The following is a 14,813-nucleotide window of genomic DNA, read 5'->3' as shown; positions in this document are numbered from 1 at the left end:
CCTCACTTGAAGACACAAGCTGGCTCACGAAGGGCCAGTACACTCGTCCCTGTTTCAGGGTCTGGAAGTCAGCTTGTGTGAGCAAGCTCACTCCCACCGTTGAGTCGGCGGCAGGCCCATCGATTTGTGCCCCCCCGCCGAGATCGCAGGGAATCAATCGACCAGCGCTTCTTCCTTCACACGCTCAGCCTTGGCCGCAGGCTTGGCATCGACAGCCTTCAGATCCTTGCTGAACGTGCCGTCCACTTCGCCCTTGAAGAAGTTCTTGCCGTAGATCAGCAGGCACAGCACCACGCCGATCGCGAACGCCCAGCTCGCGCCTTTGATCGCCAGCACCGCGCCGATCACCCCGGCGATGCCCAGGTCACGCTGGCTGCGCGCTTCGAGGATGCCCAAGCGCACGCTCACGTAGCCCTGGATCAACAGCGTCAGCGATAGCGCCACGCCCAGAATCGGCTGAACCAGGGTCACCACCGGCAGCAGCAACAGGCCGCTGTTGGTGCCCCAACGGAACGAGCCCACGCCGCCGATGATCGACTGCATCGCTTTCGGGCCGCCCTTGAAGCGCTCGATCACCACCACCAGCATCGCTGCCCATTTCGGGCCGCACATAGCCACGTCCGGGCCGAAGATGCTCATGAACGCATTGCGTGCGCCGAAGATCAGGTGAGCGCGATCGGGGTTGTAGTCGACGACTTCATCGCTGCGCACGGTTTGCGCCTCATCGAGCAGCGATTTCGCACTCAATACGTCGCCAAAGACGATGATGTACACCGCCAGCATGGTCGGCAGGGCCGAGATGAACATCGACAGCGGCGGCATGCCCAGCCCGAATACGGTGTAGTGTTCCCAAAGCCCGGCGAAGTCCGGTTTGCTGATACCCCACTGAATGGTCGGCCATGGTGCTTCACCGAACAGCGGCGCGATCACCACCGCCAGCAGAATGATCGGCAGGATTCCCAATTTCGCGAAGTTCCACCAGAAACGGTTGCGCTGTTTCAGTTCATTGAAGTGCTGCGAGAAGATCAGGTAGAACGCGATCCCGACCGCGATGGAAATCGTCCACGGCAACACGTTGAATTTGCCGCCCACCTGGAACACTGCGATTACCGCACTCAAGCCGGCGCCGACGATGATCCCCGACTTGATGGCCGAGGGCACGTATTCGACCACCTTCTTCGCCATCCCGGTTGCCCCGAGGGCTATCGAGAACACCCCGAGCATCAACTGGAAGGCAATCAAGGCATGGACTCGCTCCGGGCCCATGGGGAATTGCGCGCAGTAGGCCATCAGCAGTGGAACCGCCGGGGTAATCCAGCCGGGAACGGTCGGGTCGCCGAGCAGATGGTGCGTCAGATACAGCAGGCCGTTGAGCATCACCACCGCCAGCGCGACCTCGAACGGCATGCCGAGCAATTCGGTCATCAGCGGAATGGCGGCCAGATCGACAGCGCACATCAGCAGACCTTGCAGGTAATCCGGCATCTCGAATTTGTAGTGAATGAACGGTAAGCGCACCTTGAAAGGGCCGAGCGGGATGTAGGGGCTTTCGCTCCGCGATGGAGGGGTGTTGGACATTGGGGGCACCTGTTTTATTGGTCTTATTTGTGGGTCTAGTGGCGTCAAGCGCCCGTACCGCCTGGCCGGGCGCTGCGGCTTTTCGGGATCAGTAAGCTGCGCGGTAGATTTTCTCGATATCGGCGGCGGTCAATTTGCGCGGGTTGTTGCGCATCAGGCGGTCGATCTTGCTGGCCTCTTCAGCCATGGCAGCAATGGCGTCTTCCGGCACGTTGAAGCTGCGCATGCCCGACGGGATGTCGACGGCGGCGCACAGCTCGGCCATGGCCTTGACGGCCTGATCGGCGGCGTCCTTGTCGCTCAGGTTGGCAACGCGCACCCCCATGGCTTCGGCGATGTCGCGCAAGCGCTCGACGCAGGCCATCTTGTTCCATTCCATCACGTACGGCAGCAACAAGGCATTGCTGACGCCGTGGGCGATGTTGAAACGCCCGCCCAATGGATAAGCCAGCGCATGCACCGCGCCCACACCGGCGTTGCCGAACGCCATGCCGGCCATCAGGCTGGCGGTGGCCATGTCTTCGCGGGCTTGCAGGTTGGCCGGGTTGGCGTAGGCCTTGGGCAGCGCCTTGGCGATCAGTTTGATCGCACCCAGGGCAATGGCGTCGGTAATCGGCGAGGCGTTGACCGACAGGTACGACTCCACCGCATGCACCAGCGCGTCGACGCCACTGGCGGCAGTCACGCTGCGCGGGCAGGTCAGGGTCATCGCCGGGCTGACCAGCGCGACGTCCGGCAGCAGGTAATCGCTGACAATGCCTTTTTTCAGCTGGGCCTCTTTATCGGAGAAGATGGCGACGTTAGTCACTTCCGAACCGGTGCCTGCGGTGGTTGGAATCGCGATCAGCGGAGGGCCTTTGCGTTTCACCAGGTCCACCCCGAACAGCTCGGCCAGCGGCCCATCGTGACCGGCGAATGCTGCGACGCCCTTGGCAATGTCGATGGCGCTGCCGCCACCCAGACCGATCAGGCCGTCGTGCTCACCTTCGCGGTAGGCGCGGGTGCAGTCTTCGACGATGGCGATTTCCGGCTCGGGTTTGACCTGATCGAAAATCCCGTAACGACGACCACCCAAATGCGCCAGCGCGAGGTCGACAGTGCCGGACTTGACCAGAATGGCGTCGGTGACGATCAGAGGATTGTTGACGTTGAGGCGAGTCAATTCAGCGGCAAGCTGTTCAATGGCCGCAAGGCCGGTGATCAGTTTGTTGGCGATCTTGAAGGCACTGATGTTGGAAGTGGAAAGGCTCATCGGGCTCGTCCTGTGTACATTGTTTTATTGGAAGACGTGACAGACGAGGTAGCGAAAGCTGTGCCAATCCGCACAAAGCCCCGCCCCAGAGGGCTTTGCGCGAATAGCGCGAGGTTTGCAGGGGGTGTGACCGGCCAGTTCCGATCAGTTTTTTGATCGCTTTAGTGGGTGTTGATTGAAATGCTAATCAGAGCGCTGCTAACTCGTACGTTCCCAGCGTTTCATCTTCTGCACCACCGTGGCCTGGCTCACACCCAGGGCCTTGGCAGCGAGCCGCGTAGTCTTGTGCACCTGCAACGCCGCGCGAATCGCCGAGCGTTCGGCGTTCTCCAGCACCTTGCGCAGCGGCAGGCGGCTGTCGTCGGTGTTCTGCGGATTGAGGTTGAGGATTTCCTCGGGCAGGTCCAGCGTCTCAATGGTGCCGCTCTGGTTGGTCACCACCAGCCGCTCAACGATATTGATAAGCTCGCGGATATTGCCGGGCCAGGCGTATTCGCACATCAGGTCGAGCGCTTCGAGGCTCCATTGCAGCTGCTTGTCGTAACGGGCGTTGAAGCTATCGAGGTAGTAATGCAGCAGCGGCGGGATTTCTTCGCTACGCTCGCGCAAGGCCGGAATGCTGATGGGCACCACATTGAGCCGGTAGAACAAGTCGGCGCGGAATTTTCCTTCCGCCACCCTGTGTTTGAGGTCGTGATGGGTGGCGCTGATGATGCGCACGTCGACCTCTTTCAACTCCAGACCGCCCACGGGAATGAAGCGGTTTTCTTCGATGACCTTGAGCAGCTTCACTTGAACCGGCAACGGCAGGTCGCCGATTTCATCGAGAAACAGGGTGCCGTGGTGAGCCAGTTCCAGCAGCCCGCGCTTGCCTTTCGGGCCCGCGCCAGTGAACGCGCCGGGGGCATAACCGAACAGCTCGGCCTCGATCAGATTCTCGGGCAGCGCGCCGCAGTTGAGTGCCAGAAACGGCTCACCCGCCCGAGGGCTAGCGTTGTGAATGAACTGCGCGACGAGGGTTTTGCCCACACCGGTTTCCCCTTGCAGCAGGACTTTCACCGAGCTACCGGCAACCTGCCGCGCCAATGCAAAGACCCGACCGGACACCTCCTGATCGGCCATCAGTGGCGAATGCAGCAGATTATCGCGCTGCCCGGCGTGAAGCTTGGCAGTGCTGTTGCGCAGTTGCTTGAGCTGCTGAAGCTCGTCGCGCTCGTGCTTCATGCGCAGCAGTTCAGTCATGTCGCGCACAGTGCTGACGACGTAGGAAATCCGGTGCTCCGCATCGAGAATCGGCGTCGCGCTGACGAGGAGCTTTTTCCCCTGACTCAGGCTCTGCATCACAGAAACCGGACGGCCTTCCTGTAACACACGCAGCGAGGCTGATTGGGAGATGACGCCCTCCTTGACCAGCTCCTGCATCGAACGGCCCACCAACTCGGTGCCGCTCAGGCCGGTCAGTCGCTCATAGGCGTGATTGACCTTGAGGGTCTTGCCGTTGCCGTCGGTGATGTAGACGCCGTCGTGCAGAGCGTTGAGCAGTTCTTCGAAACTGGCATCGTTGACGTTCACCGAGGAGCTCCGTAGCGGGGTAAGGAGCGGTGAAGTTTAAACGCTGCGCCGATGATAAGTGAGGCGACGTTGGTCTTGAGAACGCTTACCTGTGGGAGCCGGCTTGCTGGCTCTCACAGGGGAAGCACTTCAACTCAAACTGATCACTCCACCGCCGTACGCAATTTCTCACTGCGCCCACGCAGCCATTCCAGCACCAGCAGCAGGATCACCGAGAAGCCGATCAGCAAGGTCGCAGCCGCCGCAATCGTCGGGCTGAGGTTTTCGCGGATGCCGCTGAACATCTGACGGGGCAATGTCGCTTGTTCAGGGCCGGCAAGGAACAGCGTGACCACCACTTCATCGAACGAGGTGGCAAAGGCGAACAACGCCCCCGAGATCACCCCCGGCGCAATCAATGGCAACGTGACGCGACGGAATGCAGTGACGGGCGATGCGCCCAGGCTTGCTGCCGCCCGCACCAAGTTGTAGTTGAAGCCTTGCAAGGTGGCGGACACGGTAATGATCACGAACGGCACGCCCAGCACAGCGTGTACCAGGATCAGCGAGGTGTAGGTGTTGCCCAGACCCAGCGGCGCGAAGAACAGGTAGCTCGCAACGCCGACGATCACCACCGGCACCACCATCGGCGAGATGACGAGCGCCATCACCAGCGACTTGCCGGGGAAATTGCTGCGGGTCAGACCGATCGCTGCCAAGGTGCCAAAGCCCATGGCCAGCAACGTAGCCGCCGGAGCGACAATCAGGCTGTTCTTCAGCGCCCGCATCCACTCGGCCGAATTGAAGAAGTCCTGATACCAATGCAGTGAGAAACCTTGCAGCGGGTACACCAGGAAACTCCCGGCGTTGAACGACAGAGGCACGATGACCAGGACCGGCAGCACCAGAAACAGCAGAATCAATCCGCACAGGATGCGCAGCGTGTAAAACCAGACCCGTTCTGCGGGCGAGGAATAAGGGCTCAACATGGTCATTCTCCTCAGCTCAGGCGCAGACGGCTGGCGCCGACCAGCCAGCTATAAATCAGGTAAAGCACCACCGTCGCCAACAACAGCAGACCACCCAGCGCTGTCGCCATGCCCCAGTTGATGCTGGTGTTTGTGTAGAACGCCACGAAGTAGCTGACCATCTGATCGTTCGGGCTACCGAGCAGCGCCGGGGTGATGTAGTAGCCGATGGACAGGATGAACACCAGCAGACAGCCCGCGCCGATACCGGCGTAGGTCTGCGGGAAATACACCCGCCAGAAGCTGGCGAACGGGTTGCAGCCCAGCGAAATGGCCGCGCGCATGTAGGTCGGCGAGATGCCTTTCATCACGCTGTAGATCGGCAGAATCATGAACGGCAGCATGATGTGAACCATCGAGATGTACACGCCGACCCGGTTGAATACCAGCTCCAGCGGCTTGTCGATGATGCCCAGCGCCATCAGCGCGCCGTTGATCAGGCCGCTCGATTGCAGCAGCACGATCCATGCGGCCACACGCACCAGAATCGAGGTCCAGAACGGCAGCAGCACCAGAATCATCAGCAGGTTGCTTTGGCGGGCGGGCAAGTTGGCCAGCAGGTATGCCAAGGGGTACGCGAGCGCCAGGCAGATCAGGGTGATCACCAGACCCATCCAGAACGTACGGGCAAAGATGTCGAGGTAGATCGCTTGATCGGGGGTCGCGGGCGCCACTTCACCGAGGTCGTCGATGCGGTGGTCGAGCGCGGCCAACAGGTAATAAGGGGTGAAGTTCGACGTGTTGCGGCGGATGGCCTGCCAATACGCAGGATCGCCCCAACGCTCGTCGACAGCTTCCAGTGCCTCTTTATAGGAGGCAGGCTCTTCCTTGAACGGGACAGCGCGAGCGGTTTTCGCGAGCAGGCTGCGGTAACCGGCGAGTTCCTGGTTCAAACGCTTGGACAGGTCGCCCAGGGTCTGATTCTTGCGCGCGTCGGCCAAATCCAGGCTTAGCGCTTTGTACACCAACTCTGCGGGCAGGCCCTTACCGTCCCACTTGGCAACTTCGCTGACCGTGAGCGGCATGCCGCCGACCACCTCAGGGTTGTTCACGCTCTTGTAGAGCAGCGCCGCAATCGGCACGAGAAACACGAGCAGCAGGAAAATCGCCAATGGCGCGATCAGCGCCTGAGCCTTCCAGCGATTGACGCGCTCGGCACGGGCCAGGCGTTGCTTCAAGGTCGGGCTGGCGCCTTCAGTCAGGGGCACGGCGGTGGCCATAGCGAACTCCGAAATCTTTCAACAGAGGGTGCGGCTGTTCATTCGACGAGAATGAGCAGACGCATCCGGGTGTGACGCAAAAATGGCATGGACGTGAATTGGTCTGTGGGAGCCGGCTTGCTGGCGAAAGCGTCAGGCCAGACACCGCGAGGTTGAATGATCCCCCGCATTCGCCAGCAAGCCAGCTCCCATACGCTCTGTCCAAGCGGTTTACGACAGATAACTTACTTGGCGGCCCAGGAGTTGAAACGCTGCTCCAGGTTTTCGCCATAGTCCGCCCAGAATTTCACGTCGATCTGCACCTGATCCTTGATGTTCTCAGGGGTGGTCGGCATGTTTTTCAGGGTGTCGGCGCTCAGCAACGAAACCGCTTGGGTGTTGGCCGGGCCGTAGGCGATGTTTTCGGAGTAGGTCTTCTGTTGCTCAGGCTTGAGGGTGTACGCGAGGAATTTCTTCGCTTCCTCGGCATTCTTCGCGCCCTTCGGAATGGCCCATGCGTCGAAGTCATACACGCCGCCGGTCCAGACCACTTTCAGGTTGCTCTCTTTCTGCACGGCAGCGATGCGGCCGTTGTAGGCCGAGCTCATCACGACGTCGCCAGACTGAAGGTACTGCGGCGGTTGTGCGCCTGCTTCCCACCACTGGATGCTGGGCTTGAGCTTGTCGAGCATCTTGAAGGCGCGGTCCTGACCGTCTTTGGTGGCCAGCACTTTGTAGACGTCTTTCGGCGCGACACCGTCGGCCATCAGCGCGAATTCCAGGGTGTATTTGGCGCCTTTGCGCAGGCCGCGTTTGCCCGGGAATTTCTCGGTGTTCCAGAAATCGGCCCAGCCGGTCGGTGCGGTTTTCAGCTTGTCGGCGTTGTAGGCCAGCACGGTCGACCACACGAAAAAGCCTACGCCGCAGGTCTGGATTGCGCCCGGCACGTAGTCTTCTTTCTTGCCCAGGATGGCCGGGTCGATTTCTTCGAACATGTCTTCATCACAGCCACGAGACAGTTCCGGGGATTCAACCTCCACCAAGTCCCAGGTCACGCTCTTGGTGTCGACCATGGCTTTGACCTTCGCCATCTCACCGTTGTATTCGCCGGCAATGATCTTGCCGCTGCCGGTTTTTTCCCACGGCGCGTAGAAGGCTTTTTCCTGAGCCGCCTTGTTCGCGCCACCGAAGGAAATGACCGTCAGGTCGGCTGCCATGGCGTGCGCCGCGCACATCATGCCGACCGATAAGGCGGTGAGCTTCAATGTTTTGAGCCTGGATATCTTGCGCATCAGCTTTTTCTCTCCACGAACACATGTTGGTTAAGCAGTGGGGGCGATTGATTCGCCTCTGGGTGCCTCGGGTGACGCGTACTTCGGGTGAATCAATGGGCTTCGTGCAAGGGGTCCAGCGCACGGGCATGCTCGACCTGCCATCCAATCGGCACAACGTCGCCAACGCGCATGGCCGGGTCCAGCTCGGCAATGGGCTGTTTAACGAAGAAATCGGTTTTGCCTGCCACTTCCAGACGCACACGCACGTGGTCGCCCAAGTAAATGAATTCTGCGACGCGGCCCGAGAAACGGTTCACGCAACTTTCGCTGCGCCCGTTGAGGTTCACGCGTTCGGGACGAATCGACAACGTGACCGGGCTGCCCGGCGCGCCAACGTTGACCGCCAGTGCCTCGACTTTTTCACCACGGGTCAGCGCGACCAGGCAACGGTCGCCGGTCTGGCTGAGCAAGGTGCCGTTGATGCGGTTGTTCTCACCGATGAAGTTGGCGACGAAGGTGTTCTTCGGCTCTTCATACAGCGAACGCGGCGGGGCGATCTGCTGGATTTCGCCTTGATGGAACACGGCCACGCGGTCCGACATGGTCAGCGCTTCGCCCTGGTCGTGGGTCACATACACCACGGTCACACCGAGACGCTGGTGAATGTGCTTGATCTCCATTTGCATGTGTTCGCGCAGCTGTTTGTCGAGCGCGCCGAGGGGCTCGTCCATCAGCACCAGTTGCGGCTCGAACACCAGTGCGCGCGCCAACGCCACACGCTGTTGCTGGCCACCGGACATCTGCGCCGGATAACGGTGGGACAGCGAACCGAGCTGAACCATGTCCAGCGCCTTCTTCACTTTCTCGGCAACGTCGGTCTTGCTCATGCCGCGCACTGACAGCGGGAACGCGAGGTTCTCGGCGACCGTCATGTGCGGGAACAGCGCGTAGTTCTGAAACACCATGCCAATGTCGCGCTTGTGCGGCGGCACGTTATTGATCGAGCGACCCGCCAGCAGGATCTCGCCTGCGGTCGGTGTTTCGAAACCGGCGAGCATCATCAGGCTGGTGGTCTTGCCGGACCCCGAAGGCCCGAGCAGGGTGAGGAACTCGCCTTTGCGAATGTCCAGGTTGAGGTCTTTGACGATCAGGGCTTCGCCGTCGTAGCTCTTTTGCACACCACGAAAGCTGACCAGAACATCACTCGCCCCAGCGCTTGAATCGACGTTGCTCATTACCCACACCTTTGTTTAATCAAACGTGGCACCAGCCTAGATGAGCCTGGAGGCCGCGCAAATCGGGGCGTAGGAGAGATTGGCCTAAGCGGCTTGGAAGGTTCGGTGTAGGGAATGCCCTACACGGATGGCGGAAACAGATATGTGTTCGACGAAGTCCCTTTTGCCCTCACCGCTGCCATCGCGAGCAAACTCACTCCCACAAGGGATCGCGGTCGTTTGCAGGAGTGAGCTTGCCCGCGATGAGGCCATGACGGGCAATAAACAAGGTCGTTTTCAGACACGTGATCACACCAGCTTATGCTCCATCGCATACTTCACCAGTTCCGCCAGCGAGGTGATGTTGAGCTTCTGCATCAGTCGGGCCTTGTGGGTGCTGATGGTCTTGCTGCTCAAGGCCAATTGCTGGGCGATGTCGTTGACGTTGGCACCTTGGGCGAGGCGCTCGAAAACCGAAAATTCTCGCTCCGACAGCAGCGAGTGCAGCGGGCGGCTGTCAGTCAAGCCCACCTCGAACACCATGCGGTCGGCCAGGTCCGGGTCGATGTAGCGCCCGCCCGCCGCCACCCGTCGGATCGCCGTCAGCAGTAACGCCGGGTCGCTGTCCTTGGTCGCGTATCCCGCCGCGCCAATCTTCAACGCGCGAGCCGCCATTTGCGCTTCGTCATGCATCGACAGCACGAGGATCGCCGGGGGGTTGTTCAACGCGCGAATCCGGGGGATCGCTTCCAGACCGTTCACCCCCGGCATTGAAATGTCGAGCAACACGACTTCGCACTCAATATGGCGCAATGCCTCCAACAGCTGCTCGCCATTGCTGGCCTCCCCCGCCACTTGCAGGTCCTTGGCCAACCCGATCAGCTGCTTGATGCCTTCACGAACGATGGTGTGATCTTCGGCGACCAATATACGAATCACTGCACTTGCTCCTGCGCAACCTGTTCCAGCGGAATGTCGATGCGCAAGGTTGTGCCTTCTCCCAGCGTGCTGTCCAGATGCAATCGTCCGCCCATGATCAGCACCCGCTCGCGCATGCCCACCAGGCCGAACGATGCCGGGCGTTCCTGACGCTGGTCGAAGCCCTTGCCGTCGTCGGCGACCGTCATGCACAACACACCTGCGTCAAGGCTCAAGGTGAGTTCAACGGTGTGCGCTTCGGCGTGACGCATCACGTTGGTCAGCGACTCCTGGAGAATCCGGAACAGGCCAATGGCCGTGGCGTCCGGCAGCGTCGGCAGGTTGTCTGGCACCTGCACCAGACACGGAATCTGTGTGCGCGCCTCAAACCTTTGCGCTTGCCATTCAATGGCCGAGGCAATGCCAGCATCGAGAATCGGTGGCCGCAGTGCGGTGGCCACGTCGCGCACCAGCTGGAACAGTTGAGCGATCAGGCGCTTCATGCTGTTCAGGCGTTCGCGCAAACCAGGGTCGAGCTCGGCGTAGGCCAGTTCGCACATCGACGTTTCCAGCTTTAAAACGGTCAGCATCTGACCCAGTTCATCGTGAACTTCCCGGGCAATGCGCGCCTTTTCCTCTTCCCTCACCGTTTCCAGATGCGCTGACAACTCGCGCAACTGCTCGGCGAGCACCTGCAAGCGGGACTCGCTTTCCTGCAAGGCCGCGAGTGAGCGGCGACGCTCGGTGACGTCGGTGATGAACACCACCAAATACTCGGCTTCGCGAAACCGCAGAAAACTCAGCGACACGTCGGCGGGCAAAATGCTGCCATCGGCACGCACGCAGTTGCTTTCGAAATTCTGCGGGCCTTCGTCGCTGGAGCGGGCGTTTTTCCACAAGCTCAGCCAGCGGTCCATGTTCAGCCCCGGTTCGAAGTCAATCAGCGGGCGGTCGACCACCCCGCCTCGCTCATAACCGAGCATGGCTTCGGCAGCTTGATTGGCGTAGCGCACGTGACTGTCCCAGTTGACCCAAAGAATGCCCACGGTGCTTTGATCGATGGAAAATTGCGCCAGACGCAAGGCCTCCTCGCTGGCGAGCCGTTTGGTCAAGTCTTCCCGGGCGGCCAGCAAGTCCCGCTCCAGCACCTGTTGTTGCTTGCGCTGCCACAAGACGATAGCGGCACTGGCCAGCAACAGAACGAGCAACAGCAATGCGATGTTTTTCCACAAGCCGGGTGACTGGCTGACTTGCGGGTACTTGGGTTGCAGCCATTGCGCGTGCAGCTGTTCCAGATCCTTGGGCGCAATTGCGGTCAGCGCTTTGCCGATGATGTCTGCCAGCTCTGGTGCATCACGCCGTGACGCCACGCGCAGCAATTGGGGGTAACCAATGTCGCCGACCACGGCCAACCCGCTGAACTCGCTTTCCCGCGACAGACGACTGAGTTGCGCTTCGTCGATCACCGCATAGCGCGCCTGTTGGCTGAGCAGCAATTGCAGCGCCTGCCGCTCCAGCGGCACGCCTTGCACATTGAGATGGGAATAATTGGCGCGTAGATAATCCGCCGTGGCGCTGGGCATGCGCACGGCGACGCGAACCGTGCTGTCGAGCTTTTCCAGATCCACCGCGCCGGCGCCATCGCGTTCGCCCACCACCAATTGCGGCACACGCATGTACGGGTCCGAGTACAGCCACATTCGCAGCCCGGCGGGGGTTTGCGTGAGGCCCGGCGCGAAGTCGATCTCGCCCTTGCCCAGAGCCTTCTCAAGCTCGGCCTGATCGGAAAAGTTGCGCCACAGCAGCTCGACTTGCAGGGTTCTGGCCAGCAGATTGACCAGATCGACGTTGGCCCCGGACAGCACCTGAGCGCGCCGATCGAACTGCGCGTAGGGCGCTTGCAAGACGAGGCCGACCCGCAATTGCCCGCGCTGATTGAGCCAGTCGCGTTGATCCCGGGTCAGCGTGTCCGGCAGTGCGGGGGACACGTCCGCGTATACGCTGGACGAGAGCACGCCCAGCCACAGACTCATCAAGAGCGCCTTTGGCCAGCCGATAACCCAAAGGCACCGCATGGGGATTCTCAACCTGTCATCTCCACTTCCTTGAAACCTCGATCAACCGTGTGCCGTGTGCCGTGTGCCGTGTGCTGAGATCAGGCGCGATACCTGGCCTGACAAACCTTCATCAACCCATTAGGCTGCTGGAATTGTTTCCGGCCTTTGGAATATCCGATGCCCTACACCCTTCGCGCAATGTTTCCCGCGATTTGCCTGACGCTGATATTACCTTGCTATCCGATGGCCATGGCGGCGGACTCAGCTCCTGCCAAAGACGCCAAAGCTGCTGACGCCCCGGTGGAGCGCGCGCCGCTCCTTTCCCGCAGCCAGGAAGACACGTTGGCGTTGGAACGCCAAGTGCCCAAGGCCGAGCAACAGCAGCTACAGGCAGGTGATGAAAGCTTTCTGGCGCTGTGGAAACCTGCCAATGCCGACGAAGCCAAAGGCGCCGTGGTGATCGTGCCGGGTGCCGGTGAGTCGGCTGACTGGCCCAATGCTGTAGGCCCGCTACGGCGCAAACTGCCGGACGTGGGCTGGTCCAGTTTGAGTCTGAGCCTGCCGGATGCGTACAACGACGGCGTTTTCGCACGCGCCGCGGATGCCCCGGCTACAGGCGATAAGGCGGCGACTGACAAAGACAAAGCCAAGGACGCGCAAGCCAAAGCGACCGATCCTGCAGCAAGCGCCGAAGCCGAGGCTGCCGCGGCCGCCGAACAAGCCGCAGCACAGGCGGAAATGGCCAAGGCCAATGCCGATAAAATCTTCGCCCGTATCGACAGCGCCGTGGCCTTCGCCCAACAGAACAAGGCGCGCAGCATTGTCCTGTTGGGGCACGGCACCGGGGCGTATTGGGCCGCGCGTTACATGAGCGAACGTCCTTCGCCTGCGATTCAGAAATTGGTGATGATCACTGCCCTCGACACCGGAACAGACTCGCCGACACTGCTTGAGGTGCTGCCAACGCTGAAAGTCGCGACCGCCGATTTCGTCAACAAGGATCGTCCCGTACCTCGCCAACAGGCCCAGGACCGACTCGACGCGAGCAAACGTGTAAAAAACGCGCGCTTTACGCAGGTGACGCTCAACGCCATTCCGGGCAATGCCGCCATGGAACAGGATCAGCTATTCCGCCGGGTGCGCGGGTGGTTGGAGGGGCAATAGCGCGATCGCGACGCGCTTTTGATTCTCGTCGTCAGGTCGCAGGCATTGGTTTGCCTGCGTCTTCGAGGGAATCGGAAGCAGATCGGCGTATGTTCGTCAGCCCATCGGCTTATCAAAACCCGCGCTTCTCCCGCACGACGGCATAGGCCTGATGCAATTCACGGGTTTTTTCGGTGGCGTCGCGCACTTGCATTTGGCTGGCACCTGACCCTGCCACTTTGTCCGGATGATGGCGACTCAGCAGTCGGCGATACGCGCGTTTGATCTGCGCAGGCTCAGAATCGGACCGGACGCCGAGCAACCGCAGGGCCTCCTGATACTCGCCGCCGCTGCTGGCCGGTGAGCGAATGCGCTGGTCGTCTTCGGTGGCCGATAACGCTTCGACTTTCTCCGCTGTCCACCCGAGCCACTTGCCCCACGTCACGATCAACGCCCGCTCGGCCCTGGACGCCCTGCCATCCGCCCAGGCCATGCGCCAACATGCGCGCAAGAGGCCTTCCGCCGCATGGGGCTGGCTTTTCAGACGCGTCAGGTGCACACGAAAATTGTCGCGACCATCCTTACCCCGATTGAACGCCGCAATCGCGCGACGGGTCGCAGGCTCGCTCAAGTTCAGACGTCGCATCTCGACTCGGGCTTGTTGAATATGGCCATCGACCACCCGGCCATCCGTCTTGGCCACGCGACCGAGCAGCATGAAAATCAATTCGTCATCGCGCGGCACCTTGCGCCCACTGAGACGCTCCCGCAGCTCCGCGAGACTGCCGATGTGCAGGCGTCGATCCAGCGCCTGGCCTAACAAAGCGCCCAGCATCGCGCCGGGTATGCTGGCGATGGCGTACCCGGCACCGCCGCCGATCAATGTAAATGGCCAGAGCATCTAGGGCTTCACCGCAAGGATCTGCTCTACTTCGGCCAGTCGCTCATGGGTGCCAACGTCCACCCAGCGACCGGTGAAATGCTCACCGGTCACAAGCCCTTTGGCCATCGCATCGCGCAACAGCGGCGCCAGCTTGAACGCGCCGTCGTTGCACCCGGCGAACAGCTTGGGATGCAGAACCGCGATTCCGCTGTAGGTCAGTCGCGGCAGGCTGGCGTCATCCCGCACCTCACCACCGACCAGCGCAAAATCCCCGGCGGGGTGATGCAGCGGGTTATCGACCAGCACCAGGTGCGCCAATCCGTCGATCGCCCCCCTCAGCGCCGTGAAGTCGCAGTCGGTCCAGATATCGCCATTCACCACCAGAAACGGCTCGTCACCCAGCAACGGCAGCGCACGAAAAATCCCGCCGCCCGTTTCCAGTGGTTCGCCTTCAGGGGAATAACGAATGCTCAGCCCCAATTGGCGACCATCGCCCAAATAATCCTCAATCTGCTGCCCCAACCAGGCGTGATTGATCACCACATCGGTGAACCCGGCAGCCTTCAGGGCACGCAGGTGATATTCGATCAGCGGGACGCCACCGGCACGCACGAGTGGTTTGGGCGTGTGCAGGGTCAGCGGGCGCAAGCGTTCGCCTTTGCCTGCCGCCAGAATCATCGCTTTCATGCGTCCCTCTTCAAGACAGTCTTCACATA

The 14,813-nt window shown here is 61.0% G+C and carries 12 protein-coding genes; 1 reads left to right on the top strand and 11 read right to left on the bottom strand.

Annotation, left to right across the window (positions count from 1 at the left end; genetic code table 11):
• Positions 1-153: 153 nt before the first annotated feature.
• From B3N48_RS20195 to B3N48_RS20155, 9 genes are all read right to left on the bottom strand, one after another.
• Positions 154-1,578, bottom strand: a complete 1,425-nt coding sequence (locus B3N48_RS20195) for a hypothetical protein (protein WP_296186815.1) — start codon at positions 1,576-1,578, stop codon at positions 154-156.
• An 88-nt stretch (positions 1,579-1,666) separates the two neighbouring features.
• The gene (locus B3N48_RS20190; protein ID WP_296186813.1) at positions 1,667-2,830 is read right to left on the bottom strand and encodes an iron-containing alcohol dehydrogenase; all 1,164 of its coding nucleotides are present in this window, start codon (positions 2,828-2,830) and stop codon (positions 1,667-1,669) included.
• A gap of 198 nt (positions 2,831-3,028) precedes the next feature.
• Positions 3,029-4,402 carry a sigma-54 interaction domain-containing protein gene (locus tag B3N48_RS20185; RefSeq protein WP_296186811.1) on the bottom strand — a complete coding sequence of 458 codons (1,374 nt, stop codon included), beginning with the start codon at positions 4,400-4,402 and terminating at the stop codon, positions 3,029-3,031.
• 143 nt (positions 4,403-4,545) lie between these two features.
• Positions 4,546-5,370: an ABC transporter permease gene (locus B3N48_RS20180; protein ID WP_296186807.1), complete on the bottom strand. Its 825-nt coding sequence runs from the start codon at positions 5,368-5,370 to the stop codon at positions 4,546-4,548.
• An 11-nt stretch (positions 5,371-5,381) separates the two neighbouring features.
• Positions 5,382-6,629, bottom strand: a complete 1,248-nt coding sequence (locus B3N48_RS20175; protein WP_296186805.1) for an ABC transporter permease — start codon at positions 6,627-6,629, stop codon at positions 5,382-5,384.
• A gap of 224 nt (positions 6,630-6,853) precedes the next feature.
• Positions 6,854-7,900, bottom strand: coding sequence for a polyamine ABC transporter substrate-binding protein (locus B3N48_RS20170; protein WP_296186804.1), 1,047 nt, complete (start codon positions 7,898-7,900; stop codon positions 6,854-6,856).
• A gap of 92 nt (positions 7,901-7,992) precedes the next feature.
• On the bottom strand, positions 7,993-9,117 hold the full coding sequence (locus B3N48_RS20165; protein ID WP_296186802.1) for an ABC transporter ATP-binding protein: 1,125 nt from the start codon (positions 9,115-9,117) through the stop codon (positions 7,993-7,995).
• A gap of 288 nt (positions 9,118-9,405) precedes the next feature.
• Positions 9,406-10,035, bottom strand: a complete 630-nt coding sequence (locus tag B3N48_RS20160) for a response regulator (protein WP_296186801.1) — start codon at positions 10,033-10,035, stop codon at positions 9,406-9,408.
• Positions 10,032-12,047 carry a PAS domain-containing sensor histidine kinase gene (locus B3N48_RS20155; RefSeq protein ID WP_296186800.1) on the bottom strand — a complete coding sequence of 672 codons (2,016 nt, stop codon included), beginning with the start codon at positions 12,045-12,047 and terminating at the stop codon, positions 10,032-10,034. Before B3N48_RS20155 ends, B3N48_RS20160 begins: the two co-directional genes overlap by 4 nt.
• A 201-nt stretch (positions 12,048-12,248) precedes the next feature.
• Between B3N48_RS20155 and B3N48_RS20150 the strand changes: the two genes are divergently transcribed.
• Positions 12,249-13,235 carry an alpha/beta hydrolase family protein gene (locus B3N48_RS20150; RefSeq protein WP_296186798.1) on the top strand — a complete coding sequence of 329 codons (987 nt, stop codon included), beginning with the start codon at positions 12,249-12,251 and terminating at the stop codon, positions 13,233-13,235.
• A gap of 112 nt (positions 13,236-13,347) precedes the next feature.
• On the opposite strand, the gene B3N48_RS20145 is transcribed toward B3N48_RS20150, so the two are convergent.
• Together B3N48_RS20145 and murU are read right to left on the bottom strand one after the other, a co-directional pair.
• Entirely contained in the window at positions 13,348-14,115 is a 768-nt protein-coding gene (locus B3N48_RS20145; protein ID WP_296186796.1) for a TerB family tellurite resistance protein, read from the bottom strand.
• A complete protein-coding gene (gene murU, locus B3N48_RS20140; RefSeq protein ID WP_296186794.1) occupies positions 14,116-14,784 on the bottom strand; it encodes an N-acetylmuramate alpha-1-phosphate uridylyltransferase MurU in 669 nt (222 codons plus the stop codon).
• Between the last annotated feature and the right edge of the window lie 29 nt (positions 14,785-14,813).

It is taken from the genome of Pseudomonas sp. UBA1879 (genome assembly GCF_002338065.1).
Classification (GTDB): domain Bacteria; phylum Pseudomonadota; class Gammaproteobacteria; order Pseudomonadales; family Pseudomonadaceae; genus Aquipseudomonas.
The sequence above is the reverse complement of the archived record's forward strand: the minus strand, read 5'-3'. Positions and strand labels throughout refer to the sequence as shown.